A 26,465-nucleotide genomic window follows, 5' to 3' on the forward strand; every position below is an offset into this window, starting at 1 on the left:
CGGGCGCCCCTAATGGCTACGTCATGGCGCCAAAGGCACCAGCAGCGAGGGGCGCGCATGTTCACCGGGATCGTCACCGCCATCGGCACCGTTCGCGCCGTCGAGTTGCGCGGCGACATGCGCGCGCGGATCGGATGCGGCTATGACATGGAGGGCGTAGCCCTCGGCGCTTCGATCGCCTGCGACGGTGTCTGCCTGACTGTCGTGGGCAAGGGCGAGGACTGGTTCGACGTCGACATCTCTGCCGAGACGCTGGCGCGCACCAATATCGGCGCGAATGGCTGGGCGGTCGGGCAGCACCTGAACCTTGAACGGGCGCTGCGGCTCGGTGACGAGTTGGGGGGCCATATCGTAAGCGGCCATGTCGACGGCGTCGCGGTGATCGAGGCGATGGTGCCGGAGGGCGACAGCCTGCGCCTGAGCTTCCGCGCGCCGCCCGATCTGGCGCGGTTCATCGCCACCAAGGGCTCGGTCGCGCTGAACGGCACCTCGCTGACGGTGAATGAGGTCGAGGGCGCGACGTTCGGCGTCAACCTGATCCCGCATACGCGGCAGGTCACCACTTGGGGCGAGGCGCGCGTCGGCGATGCCGTCAACCTCGAGGTCGACACCATGGCGCGCTATGTCGCCCGGCTGGCCGAGGCGGCGCAGGGCTGAGCCCCCGCGCCGACTGACGGTCACTCGCGCCAGTTCTCGGCGATCCAGTCGGCCTTGCGGTGGAAATGACGCAGGTGCGAGAGCAGCTTTTCCTGCCGCCGGCCGTCAAAGGTGGCGCGCAGGTGGTCGGCCGCGCCCGTACGCAGCGGATGGCGCCCCGACCAGCGGCCCTGCAGCGCGTCCTTGGGGTCGGTCCCGCCGGGAAAGATCACCACTTTCGTACCGCGCGGCGGCTGCGGCGCCAGCATGTAGTTCAGCGGAAAGCCCGGCACGCAGTGCCACCGGAAATGCGCCACCCAGCCGCGAGGCCAGAACCGCACCCCACCGGGGGCATTGCGCGTCACGAAACGCTGCTCGTAGCGATATTTGTCGGCGATGCCCTGCGGATCGGCCGCAAAGATGCCCTGCAACGGCTGCAGCGCGCCGACGGTCATGCGATAGAGCGAGGTCTGGCCCAACCGCTCGAACGGCGTGTTCGGGTTGCGGGCGAGGATGAAGTCCTCGGGCCGGCCGTAGTCGAAGAACCCGTCGAGATTGCCCGTGACGATGATGTCGAGGTCCATGAACAGGACCACGCCAGTGATGTCCCCCAAATCCCCCCAGAGCCGCGATTTTGGCCATTTGCCGCGTGTGTTCCTGGGCGCTTCATAGGCGAAATCGGGCAGGGGGCGGACCTCGGCCTCCGGGCGCAGGCCCGCGTCGCTGTCGGTAAAGCAGATCAGCCGGAATGGCGGGGTGATGTTGCGCGCGATGCCGCCATACAGGCGATTGACATGCTCGGGGCCATATTTGTCGCCCCATTTGATGCAGATGATCTGTTTCATCGCGCGATTGTCGCCTGCCATGCCGGCCGCGACAAGAGGAATGGAGGCGGGCGGTCCAGGGCGCGCCAACGCGCGACCTCTGGCGCTTGACACCGCGGCGCACCCCTTTATAAGCCCGCCCTTCATTGGTGTTGGTGGACCCCGCAAGGGGAAACCTGTCGCCCGTTCGCGGGAAAAGGACAACGCCCTTCTGAAACGCTAAGAAGGAGATCAGCGCGTGACCAAACGCACCGCTGCCAAGTACAAGATTGACCGCCGGATGGGCGAGAACATCTGGGGCCGGGCGAAATCGCCCATCAACAAGCGCGAATATGGCCCCGGCCAGCACGGCCAGCGTCGCAAGAACAAGCTGTCGGACTTCGGCACCCAGCTGCGCGCCAAGCAGAAGCTCAAGGGCTACTACGGCGATCTGACCGAAAAGCAGTTCCGCCGCATCTACACCGAGGCCGAGCGCCTGCGCGGCGACACGGGCGAGATGCTGATCGGCCTGCTCGAGCGTCGCCTCGACGCGGTCGTGTATCGCGCCAAGTTCGTGCCGACGATCTTTGCCGCCCGCCAGTTCGTCAACCACGGCCATGTCACCGTGAACGGTCAGCGCGTGAACATCGCCAGCTACCGCGTCAAGGAGGGCGACGTCGTCGCCGTGCGCGAGAAATCGCGCCAGATGAACCTGGTCATCGAAGCCCAGGGCTCGTCCGAGCGGGACACTCCCGACTACCTGGAAGTCGACGGCAACAAGCTGACTGCGACCTTCGTGCGCACGCCCGCCCTCGGCGACGTGCCGTACGCAGTCCAGATGGAACCGAACCTGGTCGTCGAATTCTACGCCAAGAACTGATCTTACCGGATTAGCAGGAATGGGGCCGCGCCGAAAGGCGCGGCCCTTTTGCTTTTCGCCTGTCTCGCATCGCGCGGCTTTCCAAGCGCCGCGTGCGCCGCTACACCGCGCCCCGACACATGAGGCGCCAATGATGATCGAAACCAGCATCGCCCCGCAGCCCGGCATCATGGACATCGCCCTTTATCAGGCGGGGGCAGGACACGGCCTCGCAAATGCGGTCAAGCTGTCGGCGAACGAGAACCCCCTCGGGCCGCCCCCCGCGGCGGTCGAGGCGATCCTGCGCGCGGCGGGCGAGGTGAACCGCTATCCCTCGTCAGACCATGCCGACCTTCGCCGCGCGGTGGGCGAGGTTCACGGCCTTGATCCCGACCGCATCATCTGCGGCGCCGGCAGCGACGAGATCATCAGCTTCCTGACCCAGGCTTACGCCGGGCCGGGCACCGAGGTGCTCTTCACCGAGCATGGATTTTTGATGTATCGCATCGCCGCCCAGGCGGCCGGGGCAAAGCCCGTCTGCGTGCCCGAACATGACCGCGTGACGGACATCGACGCGCTGATCGCCGCGGCGACGCCCGCCACGCGACTGATCTTTATTGCCAATCCCAACAATCCGACCGGCACGATGATCGGCCTGCCGCAACTCGAGCGTCTGGCCCGGGCCGTGCCGCAGGCGATTTTGGTGATCGATGCCGCCTACAGCGAATATGTCGAGGGCTACGACGGCGGCGCGGAACTGGCCGGGCGGCTGCCGAACGTCGTCATGACCCGCACCTTTTCCAAGATCTACGGCCTCGGCGGCTTGCGCGTGGGCTGGGCCTACGGACCGCGCGACATCATCGACGTGCTGAACCGGTTGCGCGGTCCGTTCAACGTCAGCAGCCTGGGTCTCGCGGCGGCCGAGGCCGCGGTCCGCGACCGCGACTGGGTTGCGCGCTGCCGGGACGAGACCGCGCGCCTTCGCGCCAGCCTCGCCGAGGCTCTGGCCGCGGTCGGCGTGCCGTCGGACAGCAGTTGCGCCAACTTCATCCTCGCGCGGTTCGCCGACCGGGCCACGGCTGAGGCATGCGACGCCGCCTTGCAGGCCGAGGGGCTGATCGTGCGTCAGGTGGCCGGCTACGGCCTGCCGCATTGCCTGCGCATGACCATCGGCAGCGAAGCCGAATGCCGCGCCCTCGGCGAGGCCGTCGCGCGCTTCATGGCGGGACGCCGCGGATGAGCGGCGAGGCCCCATTTCGCCATGTGGCATTGATCGGCCTTGGGCTAATTGCCTCGTCCATGGCCCATGCCATCCGCGCCCGCTGGCCCGAAGTCCGCATCACCGGCTATGCCCGGTCCGAGGCGACCCGGAACCAGACGCGAGAGATCGGCTTTTGCGACGCCGTGATGGACAGCGCCGCCGAGGCAGTCGCCGGCGCCGATCTGGTCGTCCTGGCGGTACCTATCGGCGCGATGGGCGAGCTTGCGGCCGAAATCGCCCCGCACCTTGCGCCCGACGCGGTGTTGACCGATGTCGGCTCGGTCAAGCAGGCGGTGATCGACGCGGTCGGACCGCATGTCCCGACGCACGTTCACTTCGTCCCCGGCCACCCGCTTGCCGGCACCGAACACAGCGGCCCACGTGCCGGCTTTGCCAGCCTGTTCCAGAACCGCTGGTGGCTGCTAACGCCCGAGGAGGGGGTCGACCCCGCTGCCATCGAGCGCTTGCAGGCGCTCATCGCTGGCATGGGCGCCAAGACCGACCAGATGGAGGCCGGGCACCATGACCTCGTCCTCGCGGTGACCAGCCACGCCCCGCACCTGATCGCCTACACGATGGTCGGCGTCGCCGATCATCTCAGCCGGGTGACGGAAAGCGAAGTGATCCAGTATTCCGCCGCCGGATTTCGCGACTTTACCCGCATCGCGGCCAGCGATCCCACCATGTGGCGCGATGTGTTCCTGACCAACCGCGAGGCGACGCTGGATATTCTCGGCCGCTTCACCGAGGAGTTGTTTGTGTTGCAGCGTGCCATCCGCATGGGCGATGGCAAGCATCTGCACGACTATTTCACCCGCACCCGCGCTATCAGGCGCGGTATCATCGAGGCCGGGCAGGACACCGCCGCGCCCGATTTTGGCCGGGCCGCCAAGCAGGACGGGTAACGCGGCTCAGCCCGCCGGCTTTGCTCCGGGCGCTGTCGGGGCAGCCTTGGTCGCCGTGGGGGCCGACAGCCGTGGGGCGGGGCCCAGCGGCAACGGTCCCAGCCACAGCTTGCCGTCACGCGCCGCAATCGTGATCCGCGTCTCACCGTTCCGCGGCGCGGGCCAGCCGGCATCAGGGATTAGCCGTTGCTGGCTGTTGGCCGCGCGCTCGATTTCGGAAACGCCGGCGCGGGGCGCATCTACAACAGCACCTGAAGGGGCAGGGGCCGCAACAGGGGCTGCAGCGGGGGCGGGCGTCCCCAACGATTTCAGGGCCGCATTCGCCAGCAGCGCGGCGTTGCGGGGGATCAGCCCCAGATCGACGGCACGCGCGACAAACCGTTCGGAATCGGCGGTGTCGATTACGATTTCGCCCTTGGCGAGGCCGGCCTCGTCCGCGACCAGCCGCGCATAGAGCCGCGCCGACAGATCGCCCAGGGTCAAGTCGATCCCATCGCCGCGCAGGCCGACGAGATGCGGCTGGCTTTCGCGCCGTCGGCCTTCGGCCACCGCGCCGGCGGTCATCGGAACGCCGCTGAGCCAGACCCGGCCCGTGCCCTTGACGGTTGCCGCGTCAGGAAGCCTGCCAGCGGTCACCGGACCCAGCGAGAGGTCCGAGATGCTGCCTCGCACATCATAGGCAGCGCCGGTGCCGGGCGGCGAATCGGCGCCAAAACCTGCGAGTTCAGCATTCAGCGCGATTGGCCCGATCAGCGGAGCGCCCGCTAGGGTAGCGCCGTCGCTGTGCAGGGCCGCATCGCTGACGGCAAGGTTGTGGGTGGGCGAAAAGCGCATCTCGGCCTCCAGGCCGCCGGCGCCAAGGGCGATGCTCTGGCCCTGCGCCGTCAGGCTGGTGCCGGGGGCGGCCGACAGGTGCAGCTCGTTCGGCGCAGTGGGTGCGACCCAGATGTCCACCCAGTCCCCCGCGGTTTTCAGGTCGGCGGCAGGATCGTCGAACTTCGGCTCGGCCACGCGCACGCCGATCCGGTCGGGCTCGCGCAACTCATGGATGCGGCCGGCTGTCAGGCGCTGGTCCGAGGCGATGGCGTTGCGCACGCCGCGCGCCAGCAACGTCTCGCCGCCGATCCAGCCACCGGCGAGCAGCGCCCCCAGCATCACCAGCAACACAAGTAGAGAGCGCATCGCCGCCTCCGAAAACATCTCAAGGCGAGGCTTTCCCCGCGCGCGCACACTGGCCTAAGCTGTGCCAAAGCGGAAGGACGCGCGATTGCGATGACGAACGACGGCGGCTGGATTTTTGCCTATGGCTCGCTGATGTGGGACCCCGGGGTGCCGGTGGCCGAGGCGCTGCCGGCGCGCTTGCCGGGCTGGCACCGCAGCTTTTGCCTGCGCTCGATCGAGCATCGCGGCCGGCCGGACTGCCCCGGCCTCGTTCTCGGTCTCGACGCCGCGCCTGGGGCGGAATGTCGCGGGCTGGCGCTGCGGATTGCCGCGCCAGACTGGCCCGATGCGATCGCGACCATCCGCGCGCGCGAACTGGTGACGAGTGCCTATCGCGAGGCTGCCGTCAACCTCGATCTGACCGACGGGCGGCACGTGGATGCGCTGACCTACGTCGTGCGACCCGAGCATCCGCAATACGCCGGCGGCCTCGATCTGGACCGCCAGGCGGCGATCATCGCGCTCGCCAGCGGCGGGCGTGGACCGAATGCCGCGTACCTTGCCAGTTTTGTCGAGCATCTGGCCCTGCTGGGGCTGAACGATCCCGAATTCTCGGCGCTGTCCGAACGGGTCCGGTCGTTGCAGCGCGCGGGTTGAAAAACCCTGCACCTCCCGCGCTTGGCAGAATCCTGCCGCCCGCCTACAGTCGGGCGCACCGAGCCTGCCTTTCCGTCCAGCCGTCCCAACGCGAGGCCCGCGCGTGAGCGATACGCCGATCGACCCGTCCCAGCCGACCGAGAGCACCGACCCCGCGCAGTGGCCCGAGCGGGGCCGCGAACGGCCCGCAGCGCCCCAGCCCGGTCCCGAGGGGCGCCCCCACAGCGCCCGTCCCGGCGGCGGTCGCCGGCGCGGGCTGTCGGCCCTGCGCCGGGCCGACGCCGCGAGCGCGGCCCATTTTTCGCAGCCGGTGCGGCAGATCCTGCTGATGCTGATCGTCCTGGGACTGGTGGGCGTCGGGGGAACGCTTGCCTACCGGCGCATCTGGCCGATCTTCGAATCCAACCCCTGGCTGAACGGCACCATCGCGGCGGTGTTCGCGCTGGGCGTGCTGACCTGTTTCTGGCAGGTCGTGCAACTGGTCGCCTCGGTCAGTTGGATCGAGCGTTTCGCTAGCCGGCGCGTCACCGCGCTGAAAAACCGCGTGGCCCCGCGGACCGAGGGGGATGGCGATGCCCCGCCCTCGCTGCTGGCGCCGCTCGCAACCCTGCTCGGCAGCACCGGTCCGACCGCCGGGCTGATCTCGACCACCGCCGCGCGCTCGATCCAGGAGAGCGTCGCCGCCCGCATCAATGAGGCGCGGGACGTCACCCGCTATCTCTCGCAGCTGCTGATCTTCCTTGGGCTGCTTGGCACCTTCTACGGCCTCGCCACGACCATCCCCGGCGTCGTCGAGACGATCCGCGCGCTTGCGCCGCGTGAGGGCGAGACCGGCGTGCAGATGTTCGGCGAGCTGATGACGGGCCTCGAAAGCCAGCTCGGCGGCATGGCGACCGCCTTTTCGTCCTCGCTCCTGGGGCTTGCCGGATCGCTGGTCGTGGGACTGCTGGACCTGTTCGCAGGCCACGGCCAGAACCGCTTTTACCGCGAACTGGAAGAGTGGATGACTGGCTTTACCCGCGTCGGCCTCGCCGGCCCGGACGACGACGGCGCATCGCTGGACCACGCAGCGATGGCCCATTTCCTCGACCAACTCGCCCAGCAGACCGTTGCATTAAGCGAATTCTACGCCCAGCGGGACGCGCTGCACGAGCAGGACCAGATCGCCGCCGACGAGCGCGCACGCGGCATGGCGCGCAGCGTCGAGCGGCTAGCCGAGCATGTGCTGTCGGATGGCGAGACCGCGATCGAGCGGGCTGCGCATCTGGCTCACACCCTCGGCCGGATCGCCGACGGGCAGGAACGGTTGCTCGCGGCGACCACCGCCGCCGGGCAGCGGCCCGAGGGGGATCCCGCCGCCCGCGTCGGCCTGCGCGCGGTCGAGGGCGCGCTGCACCGCCTTGCGGATGGACAGGAGCGGCTGATCCTGCTGACCGAGGCGGCGGCCGAAAGCCGCGCCCGCAGCGAAGACAACCCCGAGGCGCGGCTGCACCTGCGCTCGATCGACAGTGCGCTGCAGCGCATGGCCGAGGAGCAGTCGGCCAACATGGCCGATATGTTGGTCGACCTGCGCGCCGACCTGGCCGTCCTGACCCGCACCGTGCGCGCCTTGGGCGAGCCGCTGCCGCCCAGCGATCACGGGGCCTGAGATGGCACTCGGGCGGCGCGGCGGGCGGTTCGAGACCAACATCTGGCCCGGATTCGTCGATGCGATGACCGGCCTCGTGCTGGTCATCATGTTCGTGCTGACCATCGTGATGGTGGTCCAGGGGGTGATGCGCGATCAGCTGAGCACGCAGGACCGTCGCCTCGGCGAGTTGGGCGATCAGGTGGCCCAGCTGGGGCAGGCGCTCGGTACCGCGCAGGGCGAGCGTGACGCGGCAGAGGCGGCGCGCGCGCAGGCCGCGGGCGAGGCCCTGGCGCTGTCGCGCGACCTGGCGCTGCGCAGCGAGGACCTGGCCGGCGCGCGCGCCCGCGTGACCGATGCCGAGGCACAGATCGCGACGCTGATCGCCGCCCGTGCCGCCGACAAGGCGGCGGCCGAGGCGCGCGAGCAGCAGCTGACCGCCCGCAGCACGGCCGCCGAAGGCAGGGCCTCGGCCGCCGAGCTCGCGGTTGCGAGCGCGCGCGCCGAGATCGACGACAAGACCGCCGCCGCCCGGCTGGACGCTGCCCGCGCCGAGGCGCTGGAGGCGCTCATCGCCGACCTGCGCGCCAAGGGGAACGCCAGCACCACGGCCCTCGACGAGGCCCGCACGAAACTGAGCGAGGCCGAGGCCGCGCGCCTGACCGATGCCGCCGCCGCCGAAGCGCTGCGTGCCAAGCTGGGCCAGTCGCAGGCCGAGATGTCGGCCATGAGCCTCGCCCTAGAGGAAAGTCGCAAGCGGGCCGAGGACACCCTAACGCTGCTGGCCGCGGCCGACGCCGCCAAGGAGGATGCGCGCGCCGAGGGCCTCAGCGAGGCCCAGCGTCAGGCGGCGCTGCTGAAGATCGCCAATGACAAGCTGGCGGGTCAGGAAGCGCTGTCGGCCGAGGGCGCGCGCAAGGTTGCCGCCCTGAACGCGCAGGTCGCGGCGCTGAACCGGCAGCTGGCGCAACTGCAGGGGGTGTTGCAATCGGGCGGCGAGGCACAGGCCGCTGCCGAACTGAAGGTCGCCGACCTCGGCCGTCAGCTGAACGCCGCGCTGCTGAACGCGGCCGAGGGCGAAAAGGCCAAGGCTGCCCTGCAGGCCGAGCGCGCCGCCAAGGCGGATGCCGAGGCCAAGCTGGCTGCCGAGCGCGCCGCAACCGCCGAGGCCAAGGCCCAGGATCTGACGCGCTACCGGTCGGAGTTCTTTGGTCGCCTCAGCGCCATTCTGGCCGGGCGGCAAGGCGTCAAGGTCGTGGGCGACCGCTTCGTCTTTTCCTCGGACGTGGTGTTCCCCGCGGCCGAGGCGACCCTGTCAGCCGAGGGCAGGGCGCAGATCGCCCAGGTCACAGCCCAGTTGAAGGAGATTGCGGCCGAGATCCCGCCCGAGGTCGACTGGATCCTGCGCGTCGATGGCCACACCGACAACACGCCCCTGTCGGGCCAGGGGCAGTTCGCCGACAACTGGGCGCTGAGCCAGGCACGGGCCCTCGCCGTGGTGCGCTACATGGTGGACGATCTGGGCTTTCCGCCGGACCGCCTCGCCGCCGCGGGCTTTGGCGAGTTCCGTCCGGCCGAGCCCGGCGACACGCCCGAGGCGCGCGCCGCCAATCGCCGCATCGAGCTGAAGCTGACCGAACGCTAGCCTTCAGGTCGAGCCGGGCGTCAGTCGTCGCATGAGCAGCCACGCAACCGCCGAACAGACGGCTGCGGCCGCGATCACCGGCACCGGCGTTCCGTTGTAGAGCTGCCCGACGGGCGCCGCGATCAGCATCGCGCCCACGGTCGACAGCGCCGCGACCAGCGAAGCGACCATGCCGGCGATATGGCCCATTCGGTGCAGCGCGATGGCGTTCAGGTTGCCGAAGGTGACCCCGGCCATTGTGAAGAGGCTCACCGCCCATACAAAGAAGGCGGCAAAGCGCCACGGCTCGGGGATCGCGCCGGTGGTGACAAGGATCAGCATGATGCAGGCAAAGATCGCCTGCGCGGCATAGGCGGTCGAGGCGATGCGCCGCATGCCCAGCCGCACTACCAGCCGCGCGTTGAGGATCGTCCCGCAGGCTGACAGGAGCGCCATCGCGGCAAACCACAGCGGGAACTGATCGCCGCGGGCATAAGCCTCGCCGAACAGTTGCTGGGCCGAGGACAGCAGCGCAAACATCTGGCCAAAGCCGAGTGCGATGGTCGCGGTGCAGATCACGACGTCGCGGTCCGACAGCGCCTCGCGCACCGCGGCTGCGAGGGTGCGCAGGTGCAGCGGCCGCCGCCGCTCGGCCGGCAGTGTCTCGGGTTGGCGCAGGCCGATCCAGCTGCTGGCGAGGAGGGCAAAGACGATGAAGGCGCCGAACACGCCGCGCCAGCCCGCGATGGCGATGATCGCCTGCCCGATCGAGGGGGCGATGGCCGGCACGAGGATGAAGAGCATGTTGACCAGCGACATCACGCGCGCCATTTCGCGCCCTTGCAGCAGATCCCGCACCAGGGCGAGCACGGCGATCCGCGGGCCCGAGGCGCCGATGCCCTGGATGACCCGCGCGATCAGCAGTGCCTCGATCGAGTTGGCAAGCATGGCGGCGACGGCGCCGATCAGGTAGATTACGAAGCCGCCGATGATCGTCGGCTTGCGCCCGATGGCGTCGGAAATCGGCCCGGTAAAGAGCGTGCCCCCGCCGAGGCCGATCATGAACGCCGTCAACACCAGCTGCGCGCGGTTCACATCGCCCGGCACCATCTCGGCGGCGATCTGTGGCAGCGCCGGCAGCATCGCGTCGATGGAAAAGGCGACAACCGCAAAGGTGAACGCCAGCACCGCCACGAACTCGGGCATCGAGAGGGCGCGGCGCGGCCGGGACAGGATAGAGGGTGAGGGCATGGACATCGGACACCTCGCTGGACCGCCGGTCGGTAGGCCCGCGCGCCGGGCTTGGCAAGGCGCGAACCGCCATTCCAGGCGCAGACATTTTTCCGGTCCGGCGAAGCCCAGGTTCTGAATTTGCGAACCGCTGGCGCGGTCAGCCGACGAAGCTTCGGAACACGTCCTCCAGATCCGCCTCTTCGGTCGACAGATCGCGCACGCGCACCCCGCCGAGGCGCAGCGCCTCGAGGATCGCGTCGGCGGAGACCTGCGACGGCGCATAGGTAAAGGCGAGGCGACCCCGGTCGCGCACACTGACCGCCACGCCCTCAGGCATGGGCGGGGCACTCGCGCCGCCGCTGTCGATCACCAACACCTTGCGGTCGGCGGCCGCCAGCAGGTCGCTGGTGCTGGCGCGGGTCACGAGCTGGCCGCGGTCGATGATCGCGATCTCGTCGCACATCGACTGCGCCTCCTCGAGGTAATGGGTCGTCAGGATAATGGTCATCCCTTGCGCGTTCAGGCGCCGGACATTGGTCCACAGCATTTCGCGCAGGCCGATGTCGACGCCGGCAGTCGGCTCGTCCAGCACCAGCACCTGCGGACGGTGGACGAGTGCCTTGGCCAGCAGCAACCGCCGCTTCATCCCGCCTGACAGGTTGCGGCTATAGGCTTCAGCCTGATCGCTGAGGCCGACAAGGGCCAGCAGCTCGTCCGTCCAGCGCTCGCGCGGGGGCACGCCGTAAAGCCCGGCCTGCATCTCCAGGCTGACGCGGGGCGACAGGAAGGGGTCGATGTTCAGTTCTTGCGGCATGACACCGATGGCCGCGCGGGACTGGCGGGGGTTCACGTCCTGGTCGAATCCCCAGATCGTGACGCGCCCCTCGGTCTTGCGGACAAGCCCGGCGAGGATGTTGATCGTGGTCGACTTGCCCGCGCCATTCGGCCCCAGAAGTCCGAAGATCGAGCCCGCCGGAATGGTCAGATCAATCCCGCGCAATGCCTCGCGCGGGGCACCGCGGCCGGCCGGCGCATAGGTCTTGCGCAGGCCGGTGATTTCGATTGCCGGGGTGGCGGGCGGGGCCGTCTGGCCCGACGTCAGGTTGCGGGGCTGGCTTGCTGCGAGGCGCGGATCGTCTATCATGCCAGCGTTAAAGCCGCACCGCTGCGCCGGGGCAAGACCGAGAGAGAACATGGACATCATCCGCGCCTCGAACATTCCGCTGTCCACCAACCAGCAGCCCGGCGATGCCGTCATTCCGGCCCCCCGAACCGAGGTGGTCAGCCAGTGGAAAGTCGCCTGCGACGGCAGCGAGGCGCTGGAGATGGGACATCCGCGTGTCTGGCTGGCGATCTCGCCCCAGACCGGGTTCGTCGATTGCGGCTATTGCGACAAGCGGTTCGTGATCGATCCGGCCGCAGGCGCGGACCACTGAGCATGCGGGCCTCGACCGTCAGGTTCGGCCCGCACCGCATTGCCGCATGGAGCATGGGTCAGGGGCCCGGCCTGCTGCTTGTGCATGGCACGCCGTTTTCAGCGCATGTCTGGCATCGCATCACGCCGCATCTTGCGCCGCATTTCACCGTCCACAGCTTCGATCTGCTGGGCTATGGGCAGTCCGACATGCCGGACGCCGATGTCTCGCTGGGCGTGCAGAACGGCGTTCTGGGCGCGGTGATGGATCACTTTGGCCTCAACCGGCCATCCGTGATCGCGCATGACTTCGGCGGCGCGACCGCGCTGCGCGCGCATCTGCGGGACGGGCGAGACTACGCGCGCCTGCTGTTGATTGACCCGGTGGCGATCCGTCCCTGGGGCAGCCCCTTTGTTGCCCATGTGCGCCGGCACGAGGCCGCCTTTGCCGGCCTGCCGCCCTATATCCACGCGGCAATTCTTGCCGCCTACCTTCGCGGCGCCTCGCATCGCGGCCTGACGGACACGGGCCTCACGCCCTACCTCGATCCCTGGACCGGCGCCAAGGGTCAGGAGGCCTTCTATCGCCAGATCGCGCAGATGGACCCGGTTCACACCGATGAGATCGAGCCGCTCCTGGGCACCGTCCGCTGTCCGGTGCGGCTGCTCTGGGGCGTCCGGGATGACTGGATCCCCCTTGCCGATGGCCGCCGTCTGGCGGCGATGCTGCCGGATTGCCCGCTGACCGAGGTCGCAGGCGCCGGGCATCTGATGCAAGAGGATGCGCCCGAAGCGATCGTCGGCGCGGCGCTGGAATTCCTGCGTCACTGACGGCTGCCTCGCGCACCCGTTGCTGGACATTCCCGGCCCCCCGCCGCAGGGTCCGCGCCATTGACCGCGACCCCCAAGGCCCCTGATGCAGCGCAGCAGCCGACCCTTTGCCCCGTTCGAGTTCATGATCGCCTGGCGCTATCTGCGCGCGCGCCGGGCCGAGGGCGGGGTCAGCGTCATGACCTGGATCAGCCTGATCGGCATCGCCCTTGGCGTCATGGCACTGATCGCGACCATGGCGGTGCGCTCGGGCTTTCGGGCCGAGTTCGTGGACACGATCCTCGGCGCCAACCCGCACACGACCCTTTACATGGCGCCGCGCCAGATCGACGACGAGACGGCAGTGCCGGGGATCATCAGTGATTACGACGCCCTGACGCAGGCCGTTGCAGCCTTGCCCGGGGTCACGCGCGCGACCGCGGTGGTCAAAGGGCAAGTGCTGGTCCAGGCCGGAGATCGCTCAAACATCGGGCAGGTCTATGGCCTGACGCTGGCCGATCTGAAGGCGATCCCGCGCGTCGCGGACGCCGAGACCGGGATCGGCAACATAGATGATTTCGACAGCGGCATCGCCATCGGCAGCGGCATCGCGCGCGAGCTTGGTGTCGGCGTCGGCAGCAGCGTGCGCCTGATCTCGCCCGATGGCGCGCAGACCGCCTTTGGCACGACGCCGCGTGTCAACGCCTACAAGGTGGCCTATATCTTCACCGCTGGGCGCTATGACATCGACCAGACCCGCGTCTACATGCCGCTGGCCGAAGCGCAGTCCTTCTTTAACCGCGAGGACGCCGCCGACGAGATCCAGATCATGACCACCGACCCCGAGCGGGTCGACCGCCTGACGCCGGCGCTGCTGGCCGCGGGCGGCGAGGGGGCGCAGGTCTGGACCTGGCGCGACAGCTCGGGCCAGTTTCTCAAGGCGCTCGATATCGAGGATGACGTTATGTTCGTGATCCTGTCGATCCTGGTGCTGATCGCCTCGATGAACATCACCTCGGGGCTGATCATGCTGGTCAAGAACAAGGGCCGTGACATCGGCATCCTGCGCACCATGGGGCTGACCCAGGGCTCGATCCTGCGGGTGTTCTTTCTGTGCGGTGCCTTCACCGGAATCATCGGAACGCTGATCGGCGTGGTGCTGGGTGTGGCGCTGTCACTGAACATCAGCAGCATTATGGCGGCAGTGAACTGGCTGACGGGGGGCGGGGCATGGGACCCCGCGATCCGGGGGATTTATGAGCTTCCCGCAAAGCTGCGCGGGATCGACCTGCTCAAGGCGGTCAGCCTGTCGTTGGTGCTGAGCCTGGTCGTTACCTGGTTCCCGGCCCGCCGGGCCGCTCGCATGAACCCGGTGGAGGCCCTGCGCTATGAATGACGTGTTGCGCCTTCAGGGGATAGGCAAGACCTACAATCCCGGCACACCGGCCGCCGTCCCGGTGCTGTCCGATCTCGATCTCTCCATCGGCCGGGGCGAGGTCGTGGCCCTAGTCGCGCCGTCGGGCGCAGGCAAATCGACCCTGTTGCACATCGCCGGGCTGCTGGACACGCCGGACGAGGGACAGGTCGTCCTGCAGGGCCGCGATCTGACCGGGGCGTCGGACCGCCTGCGCACTCAGGCGCGCCGGCGCGAACTGGGCTTTGTCTATCAGTTCCACCACCTCCTGCCAGAGTTCTCGGCGCTGGAAAACGTGGTCCTGCCGCAACTGGCGAATGGCACGCCCGCTGGCGCTGCCCGGACCCGCGCGCGCAGCCTGCTGGCGCGCGTCGGCCTGACCGAACGCGAGGCGCATCGTCCCGCCGCCATGTCCGGCGGCGAGCAGCAGCGCGTCGCCTTCTGCCGCGCCCTCGCCAATGCCCCGGCGCTGATGCTGGCGGACGAGCCTACTGGCAACCTCGATCCCGGCACCGCCGATCAGGTATTCGACCTGCTGATGAATGTGGTTCGGGAAACCGGGCTATCGGCGCTAATCGCGACGCATAATATGGAGTTGGCCGGGCGGATGGACCGCGTGGTGCGGTTGGGGTGAGGGGGAAGAATCACGCTTAGTGACAATCTAACTAAGTCTTCTGTGACTGCAAGAATTCCGTTATATTGCAGACTGACTCCACCAAACTTATTGCGTTCAGAAAAGAATCTCCAGGGCGAATAGAAAATACCTCGTCGCCCTCCAGGTATCTGTAATTCATGTTTAAATAGTCCGCGCCAATACAATCTATCAATTCCCCGAGTACGGGACGAAGAATTAAGAATTTGTTGAAGGCTTGTGGATTTCCATCGAGGGATTCCTCTACGGCATTGGTCAGTGCATCCAAGCGATGGCCGAACTTCCCTGTCTTCAGCTGGTCGGTAGAGAATCCCAGTTGCGATAGACACGCTTTCAATGACACCTCGAGAGCTAGTCCCGGCGAGAAATGTAGCGCTATCCAACTTGAATCTTCGCGCGGGATATTATTTTCATTCAAATAATTATAGGAAATTTTCACGAGATTAAGGTGGCCGATTCCAGGGATGAGATAAGGCATATTCGGGGATTTCTTCCAATAGTGCTAACCACCAATCTTCTTCACCATAACTATTGTCGTGCCTATAATCTGATGCCCGCCTTATCGATCTAGTCAATCCTGCCTAAACATCCAGCTCCTCGACGAACTTGGCGTTCTCGCTGATATACTGGAAGCGTAGCTCCGGCTTCTTGCCCATCAGGCGCTCGACCAGATCGCCGGTCTCGCCGCCATCCTCGTCGTCGATGCTGACCCGGATCAACTTGCGGGTCTTGGGGTTCATGGTGGTGTCCTTCAGGTCCTTGGCGTCCATTTCGCCCAAGCCCTTGAACCGCTGCACGTCGATCTTGCCCTTGCCGCCGAGGCCCTTGGCCAGCCAGAGCTCTTTCTCGGCATCATCGGCGACATAGATGCGCGCCGCGCCCTGAGTCAGGCGGTAAAGCGGCGGGCAGGCGAGGTAGAGGTGCCCCTTGTCGATCATGCCGCGCATCTGGGTAAAGAAAAACGTCATCAGCAGGCTGGCGATATGGGCGCCGTCCACATCGGCGTCGGTCATGATGATGATCTTGTCATAGCGCAGATCGTCGAGGACGAAGCGGCTGCCCATCCCGGTGCCGAGGGCCTGGCAGAGATCCGACAGCTCCTGGTTGGCGCCCATTTTCGAGGAAGCGGCGCCCAGCACGTTCAGGATCTTGCCCTTCAGCGGCAGCAGCGCCTGCTTGGTGCGATCGCGCGCCATTTTGGCGCTGCCACCGGCGCTGTCGCCTTCGACGATGAACAGTTCGGTCCCCTCGCGGTTGGTAGCGCTGCAATCGACCAGCTTGCCGGGCAGGCGCAGCTTCTTGGTCGCGGACTTGCGAGCGGTTTCCTTTTCCTGGCGGCGGCGCAGACGTTCCTCGGCGCGCAGGACCAGGAAATCCAGGATCGCGCCAGCTGACTTGGGATCGGACACCAACCAGTTGTCAAAGTGATCGCGCACAGCGCCTTCGACCAGCCGGGCGGCGTCCGTGGTGGCGAGGCGGTCCTTGGTCTGGCCGACGAATTCGGGATCGCGAATAAAGCAGGACACCAGGGCGCAACCGCCGGTCAGCAGGTCCTCGCGGGTGATCGCCTCGGCCTTGCGGTTCTTGATGCGCTCGCCATAGGCGCGCACGCCCTTGAGGATCGCAGACCAGAAGCCGGCCTCATGGGTGCCGCCCTCGGGGGTCGGCACGGTGTTGCAGTAGGACTGGATGAAGCCATCGCGCGCGGGGGTCCAGTTGATCGCCCAGTCGACCTTGCCCGGCACGCTAAACTTTTCGGCAAAATCGACGCTGCCGGCGAAGGGGCGGTCGGCATAGATACTGACGGTGCTCAGTTGTTCGGCCAGGTAGTCGGCGAGGCCGCCGGGAAAATGAAACACGGCCTCGGCGGGGGTCTCGCCATCATCGATTTCGCTGCGCCAGCGGATCTCGACGCCACTGAACAGATAGGCCTTGGACTTGACCATGCGCATCATGCGCGCGGGCTTCAGCCGGTGGTGCCCAAAGATCTCCTCGTCGGGGTGGAAGGTGACCGTGGTGCCGCCCCGCTGCCGGGTCGGGCCGACCATTTCCACCGGCCCCTGCGGGATGCCGCGGCTGAAGGATTGCCGCCATAGCTCGCGGTTGCGGGCGACCTCGACCACCATCCGGTCAGACAGCGCGTTGACAACCGAGGCACCGACGCCGTGGAGCCCCCCCGAGGTCTGGTAGGCGTCCCCCGAGAACTTGCCACCGGCATGCAGGGTGCACAGGATCACCTCCAGCGCGGATTTTCCGGGAAACTTCGGGTGTGGGTCGACCGGGATGCCCCGGCCATCGTCGCGGACCGAGGCGCTGCCGTCGGCCATCAGGGTGACCTCGATCCGGCTTGCGTGGCCGGCGACGGCCTCGTCCATGCTGTTGTCGAGGATTTCGGCGACCAGGTGGTGCAGCGCGCGCTCGTCCGTGCCGCCGATATACATGCCTGGCCGCTTGCGCACCGGCTCCAGCCCCTCGAGCACCTCGATCGAGGCGGCAGAGTAGTTGTCGGCGGACAGGGTCGAGAGCAGGTCGGCGGGCATTGGCAAGGCCTTCGGTCAGGTCGCGGCGGGTAGGGGGTTATGGGACGATCCGGCCGGCGCGGCAACCGGGCTGGCCGGGCGGCGGTCTAGAAGAAGGGTTCGGTCTGCAACCAGCCCTCGCGCAGGACAAGCGCCGCGAGCGTGGCCGCGCCCAGTGCGAAGAGCGCGGCCAGCAGGGCGATGCGCCGCCTCACTCTGGCTCGGCGAGGCGCATCTGCCACATTTTCTCGAATGCGGGGCGGGCCTGGCAATTGGCCAGCCACGCAGTGATCGCGGGGAACTGGGCCATCAGGGGGCCATAGCCTTTCGCATAGCGGATGATCTCGGCCATGTTCAGATCCGCCACGGTAAAGCGCTCGCCCACCAGATGCCCGCGGGCGGCCAGATGGTTTTCCACCACGGTCATCGGCCGCACCAAGCGCTCGGCAGCCTCGGCCACGATGCCGGCGTCGGCGCCGTCCTGCGCCTGACCGGGGCGATGCAGCTTGAGCAGGGTCAGCGCGTCCTCCTCAATGGCGGTGGCACCGTAGAAGGCCCACTGGGTCATCAAGGCGGCCTCGGCCTCGTCCGCCGGACCGATCGGCGCGCCGGCGCGGCCGGCCAGATACAGCGTGCAGGCGAGGCTTTCCGACAGCACCAGGCCGTCGTCATCCATCACCGGCACCGCGCCGGCCGGCGAGAGGCGCAGAAACTCGGGCGAGAGGGTGTTCAGCGGCGCGTCATCCGCGGTCGGATCCGCCAGGCGGTACGCCTGGATCACCGGCACATGGCGGAAGGGTAGGTCCAGCTCATGGCAGAGCCAGATGATGCGCGAGGCGCGCGAGCGGGCGACGCCGTAGAGGGTAAGCATTGAGGCCTCCGTTGCCGTGATCGCGCCACGCTATGCGGTTGCCGCGGGCGGGGGAAGCGCCGGCTTGGGGACGGCGCGAGGCGGCTAGAGGTAGTCGTCGATGCCGCTGCCGCTCACCTCGGCGACATTGGCAAACCCCTCGCGCGCCAGCCGCTCGTCCAGCGCCTCGGCGATGCGGGGCGCCAGCGACAGGCCCTGATAGACGAGGGCGGAATAGAGCTGCACCGCGGACGCACCGGCGCGCAGCTTGTCCCAGGCGTCCTCGGCCGAGGTGACGCCGCCGACGCCGATCAGCGGGATGCGCCCCGCCGTCAACCGGGCTAGGCGGGCGAGAATGGCGGTCGAGCGACCGAGCAGAGGCGCGCCGGACAGGCCGCCGGCCTCGGCAGCATGGGGTCCGCTGACGCCATCGCGCGACAAGGTGGTGTTGGTGGCGATGATGGCGCTGACGCCGGAGTTGAGGGCGACCCCGGCGAGGTCCGCCAGCTCGGCCTCGCTCAGGTCCGGCGCGATCTTCAGCAGCACCGGCACGCCCGGGGCGAGGCGGTCGCGGGTCGCCAAAACGCCGGCCAGCAGCGCCTCCAGCGCCGCCGGGCCCTGCAGATCGCGCAGCCGCTCGGTGTTAGGCGAACTGACGTTGACGGTCAGGAAATCGACCGCGTGGCCAGCCTCGGCCACTACCGCAGAAAAGTCGGCCGCGCGGTCGGGGCTGTCCTTGTTGGCGCCGATGTTCAGCCCGACCGGCACCGCGAAGGGCCTGCCGGCGGCAAGCCGGGCGGCGATCATTGCCGCGCCGTCATTGTTGAAGCCGAAGCGGTTGATGATCGCGCCTTCGGCGGACAGGCGGAACAGCCGCGGGCGCGGGTTGCCGGGCTGCGCCCGCGGGGTCGCGGCGCCCACCTCGACAAAGCCGAAGCCCGCGCGCGACAGCTCTTCCGCGACAACTGCATTCTTGTCGAAGCCTGCCGCCAGCCCGACCGGGTTCGGCAGCGTCATGCCCGCCAGTTGCGTGACCAGCCGGTCTGAGGTCACCGGCCCGCCGTGCAGGGGCGCCAGCCCCCGCGCGAGGGCTGAAATCGCGAGTTGATGGGCCGTTTCCGGCGGTAGCCGATGCAAAGCGGCAAGCCCAAGGCGTTCGCGCAGATGGGTCACGTCAGATCGCCCAGGACATGCCCCTCGGGACCTAGCGGCAGGCGGCGCGACCAGACCAGATCCTCCATCGTCAGGGCGCGGTAGAGATGCGGGAACAGATCGCCGCCACGCGCCGGCTCCCACTGCAGGGCCTGGCCGAGGGCGTCCGCATCGAACGCCGCGAGGATCAACCCGTCCTCGCGCGTGAAATGCTTGGCGGCGGTGGCCGCCAGTTGCTCGGCGGTCGAGAAATGGATGTAGCCATCGCTTACATCGATCGGCGCGCCTGTAAAGCGGCCGGTATTCTCGTAAGCGTCCCATTCATCCGGGCGCAGGATTTTGAAGATCAGCATGGGCCCGGTTCTGCGGTCTGGCGGCCGGGCGGTCAAGGCGTCACACCTGTGTCATCGCCCAAGGCTAGCCCTTCGGCGGCTTGACCGCCGGGACAGACTGGCGCCTGATCAGCCGCATGACCGTGACGAAAGGTGCCGACCGATGATCCGACTCCTCGCCTCGACCGCCGTATTCGCGCTGCTGGGTAGCGCCGCGCAGGCCGATTACGTGCTGCATGTGTTGCACACCAACGACCTGCACAGCCGCATCGAGCAAATCAACGACAAGGACAGCACCTGTGACGCCGAATCCGATGCCAAGGGCGAGTGCTTTGGTGGCGTCGCCCGCGTGGCGGCAAAGGCCCGCGAGCTGCGTGACCAGATCAAGGCCGAGGGCGGCAACGCGATCCTGATCGACGCCGGGGACCAGTACCAAGGCAGCCTGTTCTACACGACCTACAAGGGCGCCGACACGGTAGAGTTCATGAACGCCATCGGCTACGACGCCATGGCGGTCGGCAACCACGAGTTCGACGACGGCCCCGAGGGGCTGGCGGTGCTGTTGAACGGCGCCAAGTTCCCGGTCCTGTCGGGCAACCTGGATGTCTCGCAGTCCAACATCCTCAAGGACAAGTTGAAGGACACGGTGGTGCTGGATGTCGGCGGCCAAAAGATCGGCCTCGTTTCTGCGCTCGCCATGGATACGCCAGAGACCAGCTCACCCGGCGCCTCTGTGATCTTTCAGGACGACCTCGACAGCCTCAAGGGTGACGTTCAGGCGCTGACTGACGAGGGTGTCAACAAGATCATCGCGCTGACCCATGTCGGCTATCTGCGCGATCAGGACATCGCCGCGCAGGTGCCGGGTCTCGATGCCGTGGTCGGCGGTCACAGCCATACGCTGCTTGGCGGCATGGAGGGCGCGGCGGGTCCCTATCCGACCATGGTCAAGGGACCGGACGGCACCGAGGTGCCAGTGGTCACCGCCTATTCCTATTCGAAATACCTCGGCCATCTTATTCTGACCTTTGATGATTCCGGTAAGCTGCTGAAGGCCGAGGGCGCGCCGGCGCTGCTGGACGCCTCGGTCAAGCCGGATGAGGCCATCGCCGCCCGCGTCAAGGAGATGGCGGCCCCGATCGAGGCGCTGCGCAACAAGCAGGTGGCCGAGACCGCGGCGCCGATCGACGGCGGTCGCGAGACCTGCCGGGCGAAGGAGTGCGAGATGGGCGATCTGGTGGCCGACGCCATGCTGGATCGGGTCAAGGGGCAGGGCGTGACCATCGCCATCCAGAACGGGGGCGGCCTGCGCGCCTCGATCGACGCCGGGCCGATGACCATGGGCGAGGTGTATTCCGTCCTGCCGTTCCAGAACACGCTGTCGACATTCGAGGCGCCCGGCTCGTCCGTCCTCGCGGCGCTGGAGAACGGCGCCAGCCAGTACGAGGAGGCCGCGGGCCGGTTCGCGCAGGTGGCCGGCCTGAAATACACCGTTGATCCCAAGGCCGAGGTCGGCAAGCGGATCAGCGATGTGCAGGTGCAGGCGGCGGATGGCAGCTGGGGGCCGATCTCACCCTCGGCGGACTACAAGATCGTCACCAACAACTACATGCGCGGCGGCGGCGACGGCTACAAGATGTTCGCCACCGACGGCAAGAACGCCTATGACTACGGCCCCGACCTGGCCGAAGTGCTGGCGGATTACGTCTCGAAGCTGGGGCCGGACTACGCGCCCAAGCTGGATGGGCGCATCACCGTCAAGTAAGACGGACGCACCGGTGCAACAGGGGGCGTAATCGCCCCCTGTTGCTTTTCCTACCGTTGCTTTCCGCACTGGCCTACTTCAGCGCCTTGTCCGTGATCGCATGGCTCCAGGCGCCCTCGGGCACCTTCGAGATCACGGGATCAGAGCCGCCCGCCATCAGCGTGTCCACCGTGCGCTTGGCGTCGGCATCGTCCAGCGCGCCGTTGCTGCCGGCCGTCAGCTTCGCAACCTCACCCATCATAAACTTCTGGTGCGCCAGCGTCTGGGCGCCGGTCTCGTCGTTTTCCATGACGATGTCGGCGGCCTCGTCCGGATGCTCCTCGGCGTATTTCCAACCCTTCATGCTGGCGCGCACGAAGCGGACAAGCTTGTCCTCCATCGCCGGGTCGGCGAGGTTGGCGGCGGTGGTGTAAAGCCCGTCTTCCAGCGTGGCGACGCCCTGGTCCTCGTATTTGAAGGTCACCAGATCCTCGGGCTTGATCCCGGCATCCAGCACCTGGCCATATTCGTTATAGGTCATGGTGCTGATGCAGGCCGCCTGCTTTTGCAGCAGCGGATCGACGTTGAAGCCCTGCTTGAGGACCGTGACCCCATCCGGGCCGCCATCCGTCTTCAGTCCCAGATGGCTCATCCACGACAGGAACGGGTACTCGTTGCCCGAGAACCAGACCCCCAGTGTCTTGCCCTTGAAGTCGGTCTTGGGGTCGGTGATCCCGCTTTCCTTGAGGCAGGTCAGCATCATGCCCGATTTCTTGAACGGCTGAGCGATGTTGACGATATCGAGGCCCTTTTCGCGGGCCGCGAGGGCCGCCGGCATCCATTCCACCGTCACATCCGCGCCGCCGCCGGCCATGACCTGCACGGGGGCGATGTCGGGGCCGCCCGGCTTGATCGTCACGTCAAGATTCTCTTCGTCGTAAAAGCCCTTGTCCTTGGCCACGTAATAGCCGGCGAACTGGGCCTGCGTGACCCATTTCAGCTGCAGCGTCAGCGGGTCGGCGGCATGGGTCGCCGTCCCCAGCAACGCCATCGCGGTACCCAGCATCAGTCGTTTCATGATCGTTCCTCCCCCTGAGGTCATGGCTTGATTTCAGCGCCGTCGTTGCGAGGGATGCCAGAACGTCGCGCGTCCCTCGATCCACGCGACGATACCGTAGAAGGCCGAGCCGGCGAGGGCCGCGACAAGGATTTCCGCCCAGACGAGGCCCAGATCCAGCTTTCCCACGGCGGTCGAGATGCGAAAGCCCATGCCGCGAGTCGGACTGCCAAAGAATTCCGCAACGATGGCACCGATCAGCGCGAGCGTGGTGGTGATTTTGAGGCCGTTGAACAAAAACGGCAGCGCGGCGGGCAGGCGCATGCTCCACAGCCCGCGCCAGTAGCCCGCGCCCCAGGTCGCCATCAGGTCGCGCTGCAGCGCGTCGGTCGCGGCCAGGCCGGCGACCATGTTCACAAGGATCGGAAAGAACACCATGACCACGACGACGGCGGCCTTTGACTGCCAGTCAAAGCCGAACCACATGACCAGGATCGGGGCGATGCCAACGATTGGCAGAGCGGCGACAAAGTTCCCTACCGGCAGCAGCCCGCGCTGCAGAAAGTCCGAGCGGTCGATGGCGATGGCCGTGACGACGGCCGCAAGTGCGCCGATGATCCAGCCCGACAGCGCGCCCTTCAGGATCGTCTGGACGAAATCACCCCAGAGCAGAGGCAGATTTCCTGTGAAGCTAGCCCAGATGGCCGAAGGAGCAGGCAGGATCACCGCCGGAATGGCGAAATACCGGCAGGCAAGTTCCCATAGCAGAAGGATTGTCAGCCCGAACACTGCCGCGACGGAGAGGCGGCTGGCGCGGCTGCCGATCCGGGCCAGCCACAGGTTGATCGCCATGCCGACGGCCCAGACCGCAACGAGGGGCAGTGCCGCGCTCACCGTGCCAGCCCCATGCCGCGCAGCACCAGCCGCTCGATCAGGCCCAGCGCCATGACCAGCAGCGCGGCCAGTGCGGCCGCGGTCAGCAGCGCCGCCCAGATCTGGATGGTCTGGCCGTAGTACGAACCCGACAGCAGCCTTGCGCCAAGGCCCTGCGAGGCGCCCGCCGGCAGCTCGCCCACGATCGCCCCCACTAGAGCGGCCGCGATGGCAACCTTGAGCGACGCGAACAGGTAGGGCAGCGAGGCCGGCAGCCGCAGGTGCCAGAAGGTCTGGGCGCGGCTCGCGCTCCAGGATCGCATCTGGTCCAGCTGCATCGCCTCGGGCGCACGCAGGCCTTTGACCATGCCGACCAACACCGGAAAGAACGAGAGCCAGGCGGAAATGATCGCCTTGGGCACCAGCCCGGTCACGCCGATGCTGGCCATTACCACGATCACCATCGGCGCGATGGCGAGGATGGGGACGGTCTGGCTGGCCACCGCCCAAGGCATGACCGACTGGTCCATGACCCGGCTATGCACGATCCCCACCGCCAGCAACACGCCGGCAAGGCTGCCGATGGCGAACCCTGCCAGCGTCGCCGACAGCGTGACCCAGCCATGCCAGACGAGGCTGCGTTTCGAGGTGATCTTTTGTTTCGCGATCCCGTCCCACAACCCCGCGGCAACCTGATGCGGGGCGGGCAGGACCGGACGCTCAAGGCTCATGGTCTCGCGCAGAAGCTGCCCGGTAGTTACCGTCTGATTCGCGCGCGCCGCTTGATCGCGCACCCAAGCGGCGTTCATCATGGCGGCCGCGAGATACCAGATCGCGACGATCGCCAGCAGCACCGTGAGGACCGGCAGCGCACGCCTCATGGGGCGTCCCACCGGTACTGGACGTCCGGCATGCATTCGTCGTTGTCGCCCGCCGTGCGGTCGGTCAGGCGAAAACCCTCGCGCAGATAGAACCGGCGCGCGGCCTTGTTCGCCTCGAATGCCCAGAGCGTGAGGTGATGGTGCCGGGCCTTGGCGACGTTCAGCAGCGCCGCGCCGATCCCGCCGCCGCGCCTGTCAACGAAAAGCGACGTGACCTCGCGCTCCGCCGGCAGAAAGGCCATGAACCCGGCGACCTCACCGGCGGCCTCCGCGACCGTGACCTCCTGAGACGGGAAGACATCCTCACGATAGTGGCGGACGACCTCGGCTTCGCTGCGGGCGCGAGGCAGCCACGGCTCGCGGTCGATCCAGTCGTTGACGATCCGCGCGCAGTCGCGGGCGTCAAACGCGCGGCCTGGGCGCAGCGTGAATGGCCGCAGGAGGGGGACCGCGTCAGTCATAGCTGTGCCCGGCGCGCAGCCCCTCGCGGACACGGTGCGCCACGGCGATGAAGTCGGCCGAATCGCGAATTTCCAGCGGCCGCTCGGCGGGCAAGGGGCTGTCGATGATGTCGATGATCCGGCCTGGGCGGGGCGACATAACGACGATCCGGGTCGACAGGTACACCGCCTCGGGGATCGAATGGGTGACGAACAGCATGGTCTTGCCGGTCTGCGCCCAAAGCGCACGCAACGCCTCATTCAGGCGGTCGCGGACGATCTCGTCCAGGGCGCCGAAGGGCTCGTCCATCAACAAAAGGTCGGCATCGAACGACAGCGCGCGGGCAATCGAGGCGCGTTGCTGCATGCCGCCCGACAACTGCCAGGGGTACTTGCCGCCAAAGCCGGCAAGGTCCACCAGGTCGAGGACCCGCGCCGTGCGTGCCTGCCGCTCGGCGCGCGAAAACCCCATGATCTCAAGCGGCAGGGCGATGTTCGCCGCGATAGTCCGCCAAGGGTAAAGGCCCGGCGCCTGAAAAACATAACCGTAGGCCCGCGCCCGTCGCGCGTCATCGGCCGGCATGCCGTTGACCAGCAGACTGCCCGAGGTCGGCGCCTCGAGCGCCGCAATGCAACGAAGCAACGTCGTTTTGCCGCAGCCGGACGGGCCGATGAAGCTGACGAATTCGCCACGTGCGATCGTCAGATCAACCCCTTTCAGCGCATGGACCGGGCCGTCTGAGGTCGGAAAGGTCAGATCGACGCCGCGTGCGGCGACCACGGGGCCGGTGGTGACGCTGCCTGCCGTCACAATCCCCGCCCGATGCCGCCGTCAACACGCAGTGTCTGCCCGGTGATGTAACTGGATTGATCGGACAGCAAGAACGCAACCGTCGCCGCGATCTCGTCCACCCGGCCCTGACGGGGGATGGCAGCGCCGGCAAGACGCTCGGCCGGGGCGGGGATGGAATCGATAAAGCCCGGCGCAACGCTGTTGATGCGCACGCCCTTGGGACCAAGGTTTTGCGCTGCCAGCTTGACCCAGGCATGCAGACCCGCCCGCATCGCCGAGGAGGTCGGAAAGGCGGCCGAAGGATCCTCGGCGACGAAACTGGTGATGTTCACAATCGCCGCCCCGTCCGCCAGTTGCGGCAGGACAGCGCGGATCGGGCGGACGGCGGAAAGGAAATAAACGTCCAGCGCCTTGTGCCACTCCTCCGGCGTGAGCGAGAACACATCTCCCCGCGGCCCGTGCCCCGCGCTGTTCACCAGCCCGTCGATCCGTCCCCATCGCCCCATCGCCGCATCGACCAGTCGCTGGATATCCACGTCCTTGTCGTTCGAGCCGGTGACGCCGACGCCGCCCAGTTCCTCCGCCAGGGCCTCGGCCTTGCCTGAGGAGGACAGCAGCGCGACGTTCCAGCCGTCAGCGGCCAGCCGGCGCGCACAGGCCGCGCCCATGCCCGAGCCGGCGGCAGTGAGAAGAGCGGTTTTCATGTCGGCCTCCGGAAAACGGTTCTGGGGAAACTTGCCCGGCGATCAGGGCCCGCCGCAAATGATT

27 protein-coding genes are annotated in these 26,465 nt (G+C 67.5%); 12 read left to right on the forward strand and 15 right to left on the reverse strand.

What is annotated here, in order from left to right; translation table 11 throughout:
• Positions 1-57 precede the first annotated feature (57 nt).
• A complete protein-coding gene (locus tag DRW48_RS11990; RefSeq protein WP_114076637.1) occupies positions 58-657 on the forward strand; it encodes a riboflavin synthase in 600 nt (199 codons plus the stop codon).
• 20 nt (positions 658-677) lie between these two features.
• Here the strand turns inward: DRW48_RS11990 and DRW48_RS11995 are convergent, their stop codons facing one another.
• The gene (locus DRW48_RS11995; RefSeq protein WP_114077535.1) at positions 678-1,481 is read right to left on the reverse strand and encodes a glycosyl transferase; all 804 of its coding nucleotides are present in this window, start codon (positions 1,479-1,481) and stop codon (positions 678-680) included.
• A 217-nt stretch (positions 1,482-1,698) separates the two neighbouring features.
• Between DRW48_RS11995 and rpsD the strand changes: the two genes are divergently transcribed.
• The 3 genes from rpsD to DRW48_RS12010 all read left to right on the forward strand — a co-directional run bounded on the left by rpsD (position 1,699) and on the right by DRW48_RS12010 (position 4,464).
• Positions 1,699-2,319, forward strand: coding sequence for a 30S ribosomal protein S4 (rpsD, locus tag DRW48_RS12000; RefSeq protein WP_114076638.1), 621 nt, complete (start codon positions 1,699-1,701; stop codon positions 2,317-2,319).
• Positions 2,320-2,452: 133 nt separating this feature from the next.
• Positions 2,453-3,538, forward strand: coding sequence for a histidinol-phosphate transaminase (hisC, locus tag DRW48_RS12005; RefSeq protein WP_114077536.1), 1,086 nt, complete (start codon positions 2,453-2,455; stop codon positions 3,536-3,538).
• A complete protein-coding gene (locus DRW48_RS12010; RefSeq protein WP_114076639.1) occupies positions 3,535-4,464 on the forward strand; it encodes a prephenate/arogenate dehydrogenase family protein in 930 nt (309 codons plus the stop codon). Before hisC ends, DRW48_RS12010 begins: the two co-directional genes overlap by 4 nt.
• A gap of 6 nt (positions 4,465-4,470) precedes the next feature.
• Here DRW48_RS12010 and DRW48_RS12015 read toward each other — a convergent pair whose 3' ends face one another.
• The gene (locus tag DRW48_RS12015; protein WP_162784753.1) at positions 4,471-5,646 is read right to left on the reverse strand and encodes a DUF2125 domain-containing protein; all 1,176 of its coding nucleotides are present in this window, start codon (positions 5,644-5,646) and stop codon (positions 4,471-4,473) included.
• Positions 5,647-5,736: 90 nt separating this feature from the next.
• On the opposite strand from DRW48_RS12015, the gene DRW48_RS12020 reads away from it, so the two are divergent.
• The 3 genes from DRW48_RS12020 (at position 5,737) to DRW48_RS12030 (ending at position 9,554) form a co-directional block, all read left to right on the forward strand.
• On the forward strand, positions 5,737-6,282 hold the full coding sequence (locus DRW48_RS12020) for a gamma-glutamylcyclotransferase (protein WP_114076641.1): 546 nt from the start codon (positions 5,737-5,739) through the stop codon (positions 6,280-6,282).
• Between the two features lie 103 nt (positions 6,283-6,385).
• A complete protein-coding gene (locus DRW48_RS12025) occupies positions 6,386-7,930 on the forward strand; it encodes a hypothetical protein (RefSeq protein ID WP_241963255.1) in 1,545 nt (514 codons plus the stop codon).
• A 1-nt stretch (position 7,931) separates the two neighbouring features.
• Positions 7,932-9,554, forward strand: coding sequence for a peptidoglycan -binding protein (locus tag DRW48_RS12030; RefSeq protein WP_114076642.1), 1,623 nt, complete (start codon positions 7,932-7,934; stop codon positions 9,552-9,554).
• A gap of 3 nt (positions 9,555-9,557) precedes the next feature.
• Here DRW48_RS12030 and DRW48_RS12035 read toward each other — a convergent pair whose 3' ends face one another.
• Together DRW48_RS12035 and DRW48_RS12040 are read right to left on the reverse strand one after the other, a co-directional pair.
• Positions 9,558-10,790, reverse strand: coding sequence for an MFS transporter (locus tag DRW48_RS12035; RefSeq protein ID WP_338418418.1), 1,233 nt, complete (start codon positions 10,788-10,790; stop codon positions 9,558-9,560).
• Positions 10,791-10,923: 133 nt separating this feature from the next.
• On the reverse strand, positions 10,924-11,910 hold the full coding sequence (locus DRW48_RS12040; RefSeq protein WP_114076644.1) for an ABC transporter ATP-binding protein: 987 nt from the start codon (positions 11,908-11,910) through the stop codon (positions 10,924-10,926).
• Positions 11,911-11,959: 49 nt separating this feature from the next.
• Here DRW48_RS12040 and DRW48_RS12045 point away from each other — a divergent pair, with 49 nt between their 5' ends.
• From DRW48_RS12045 to DRW48_RS12060, 4 genes are all read left to right on the forward strand, one after another.
• Positions 11,960-12,202 (forward strand): zinc-finger domain-containing protein, encoded by a 243-nt coding sequence (locus tag DRW48_RS12045; protein ID WP_114076645.1) that lies wholly within the window; start codon positions 11,960-11,962, stop codon positions 12,200-12,202.
• Positions 12,203-12,204: 2 nt separating this feature from the next.
• On the forward strand, positions 12,205-13,011 hold the full coding sequence (locus DRW48_RS12050; RefSeq protein ID WP_114076646.1) for an alpha/beta fold hydrolase: 807 nt from the start codon (positions 12,205-12,207) through the stop codon (positions 13,009-13,011).
• Between the two features lie 85 nt (positions 13,012-13,096).
• On the forward strand, positions 13,097-14,386 hold the full coding sequence (locus DRW48_RS12055) for a lipoprotein-releasing ABC transporter permease subunit (protein WP_114076647.1): 1,290 nt from the start codon (positions 13,097-13,099) through the stop codon (positions 14,384-14,386).
• Complete coding sequence (locus DRW48_RS12060) at positions 14,379-15,038, forward strand: ABC transporter ATP-binding protein (protein WP_114076648.1); 660 nt, start codon at positions 14,379-14,381, stop codon at positions 15,036-15,038. The genes DRW48_RS12055 and DRW48_RS12060 overlap by 8 nt, the downstream gene beginning before the upstream one ends.
• A 31-nt stretch (positions 15,039-15,069) precedes the next feature.
• On the opposite strand, the gene DRW48_RS15995 is transcribed toward DRW48_RS12060, so the two are convergent.
• The 5 genes from DRW48_RS15995 to DRW48_RS12080 form a co-directional block, all read right to left on the reverse strand.
• Complete coding sequence (locus DRW48_RS15995) at positions 15,070-15,534, reverse strand: hypothetical protein (RefSeq protein WP_162784754.1); 465 nt, start codon at positions 15,532-15,534, stop codon at positions 15,070-15,072.
• 103 nt (positions 15,535-15,637) lie between these two features.
• Positions 15,638-17,596 carry a DNA topoisomerase IV subunit B gene (parE, locus tag DRW48_RS12065; protein ID WP_114076649.1) on the reverse strand — a complete coding sequence of 653 codons (1,959 nt, stop codon included), beginning with the start codon at positions 17,594-17,596 and terminating at the stop codon, positions 15,638-15,640.
• A 190-nt stretch (positions 17,597-17,786) separates the two neighbouring features.
• The gene (locus DRW48_RS12070; protein WP_114076650.1) at positions 17,787-18,446 is read right to left on the reverse strand and encodes a glutathione S-transferase family protein; all 660 of its coding nucleotides are present in this window, start codon (positions 18,444-18,446) and stop codon (positions 17,787-17,789) included.
• A gap of 84 nt (positions 18,447-18,530) precedes the next feature.
• Positions 18,531-19,598, reverse strand: a complete 1,068-nt coding sequence (locus DRW48_RS12075) for a quinone-dependent dihydroorotate dehydrogenase (protein ID WP_114076651.1) — start codon at positions 19,596-19,598, stop codon at positions 18,531-18,533.
• Positions 19,595-19,930, reverse strand: a complete 336-nt coding sequence (locus tag DRW48_RS12080; RefSeq protein ID WP_114076652.1) for a DUF952 domain-containing protein — start codon at positions 19,928-19,930, stop codon at positions 19,595-19,597. The genes DRW48_RS12075 and DRW48_RS12080 overlap by 4 nt, the downstream gene beginning before the upstream one ends.
• A 142-nt stretch (positions 19,931-20,072) precedes the next feature.
• On the opposite strand from DRW48_RS12080, the gene DRW48_RS12085 reads away from it, so the two are divergent.
• Entirely contained in the window at positions 20,073-21,674 is a 1,602-nt protein-coding gene (locus DRW48_RS12085; protein ID WP_114076653.1) for a bifunctional metallophosphatase/5'-nucleotidase, read from the forward strand.
• A 73-nt stretch (positions 21,675-21,747) separates the two neighbouring features.
• On the opposite strand, the gene DRW48_RS12090 is transcribed toward DRW48_RS12085, so the two are convergent.
• The 6 genes from DRW48_RS12090 to DRW48_RS12115 are packed head-to-tail and all read right to left on the reverse strand — an operon-like array spanning position 21,748 to position 26,401.
• Positions 21,748-22,731: an ABC transporter substrate-binding protein gene (locus tag DRW48_RS12090; protein ID WP_114076654.1), complete on the reverse strand. Its 984-nt coding sequence runs from the start codon at positions 22,729-22,731 to the stop codon at positions 21,748-21,750.
• A gap of 33 nt (positions 22,732-22,764) precedes the next feature.
• The gene (locus DRW48_RS12095) at positions 22,765-23,562 is read right to left on the reverse strand and encodes an ABC transporter permease (RefSeq protein WP_114077538.1); all 798 of its coding nucleotides are present in this window, start codon (positions 23,560-23,562) and stop codon (positions 22,765-22,767) included.
• A 38-nt stretch (positions 23,563-23,600) separates the two neighbouring features.
• On the reverse strand, positions 23,601-24,464 hold the full coding sequence (locus tag DRW48_RS12100; RefSeq protein WP_114076655.1) for an ABC transporter permease: 864 nt from the start codon (positions 24,462-24,464) through the stop codon (positions 23,601-23,603).
• Complete coding sequence (locus DRW48_RS12105) at positions 24,461-24,925, reverse strand: GNAT family N-acetyltransferase (RefSeq protein ID WP_114076656.1); 465 nt, start codon at positions 24,923-24,925, stop codon at positions 24,461-24,463. The genes DRW48_RS12100 and DRW48_RS12105 overlap by 4 nt, the downstream gene beginning before the upstream one ends.
• On the reverse strand, positions 24,918-25,715 hold the full coding sequence (locus tag DRW48_RS12110) for an ABC transporter ATP-binding protein (protein WP_114076657.1): 798 nt from the start codon (positions 25,713-25,715) through the stop codon (positions 24,918-24,920). Before DRW48_RS12110 ends, DRW48_RS12105 begins: the two co-directional genes overlap by 8 nt.
• Positions 25,712-26,401 carry an SDR family oxidoreductase gene (locus DRW48_RS12115; RefSeq protein WP_114076658.1) on the reverse strand — a complete coding sequence of 230 codons (690 nt, stop codon included), beginning with the start codon at positions 26,399-26,401 and terminating at the stop codon, positions 25,712-25,714. The genes DRW48_RS12110 and DRW48_RS12115 overlap by 4 nt, the downstream gene beginning before the upstream one ends.
• Positions 26,402-26,465 lie beyond the last annotated feature (64 nt).

Source organism: Paracoccus suum, from assembly GCF_003324675.1.
In the GTDB taxonomy this organism is placed as follows: domain Bacteria; phylum Pseudomonadota; class Alphaproteobacteria; order Rhodobacterales; family Rhodobacteraceae; genus Paracoccus; species Paracoccus suum.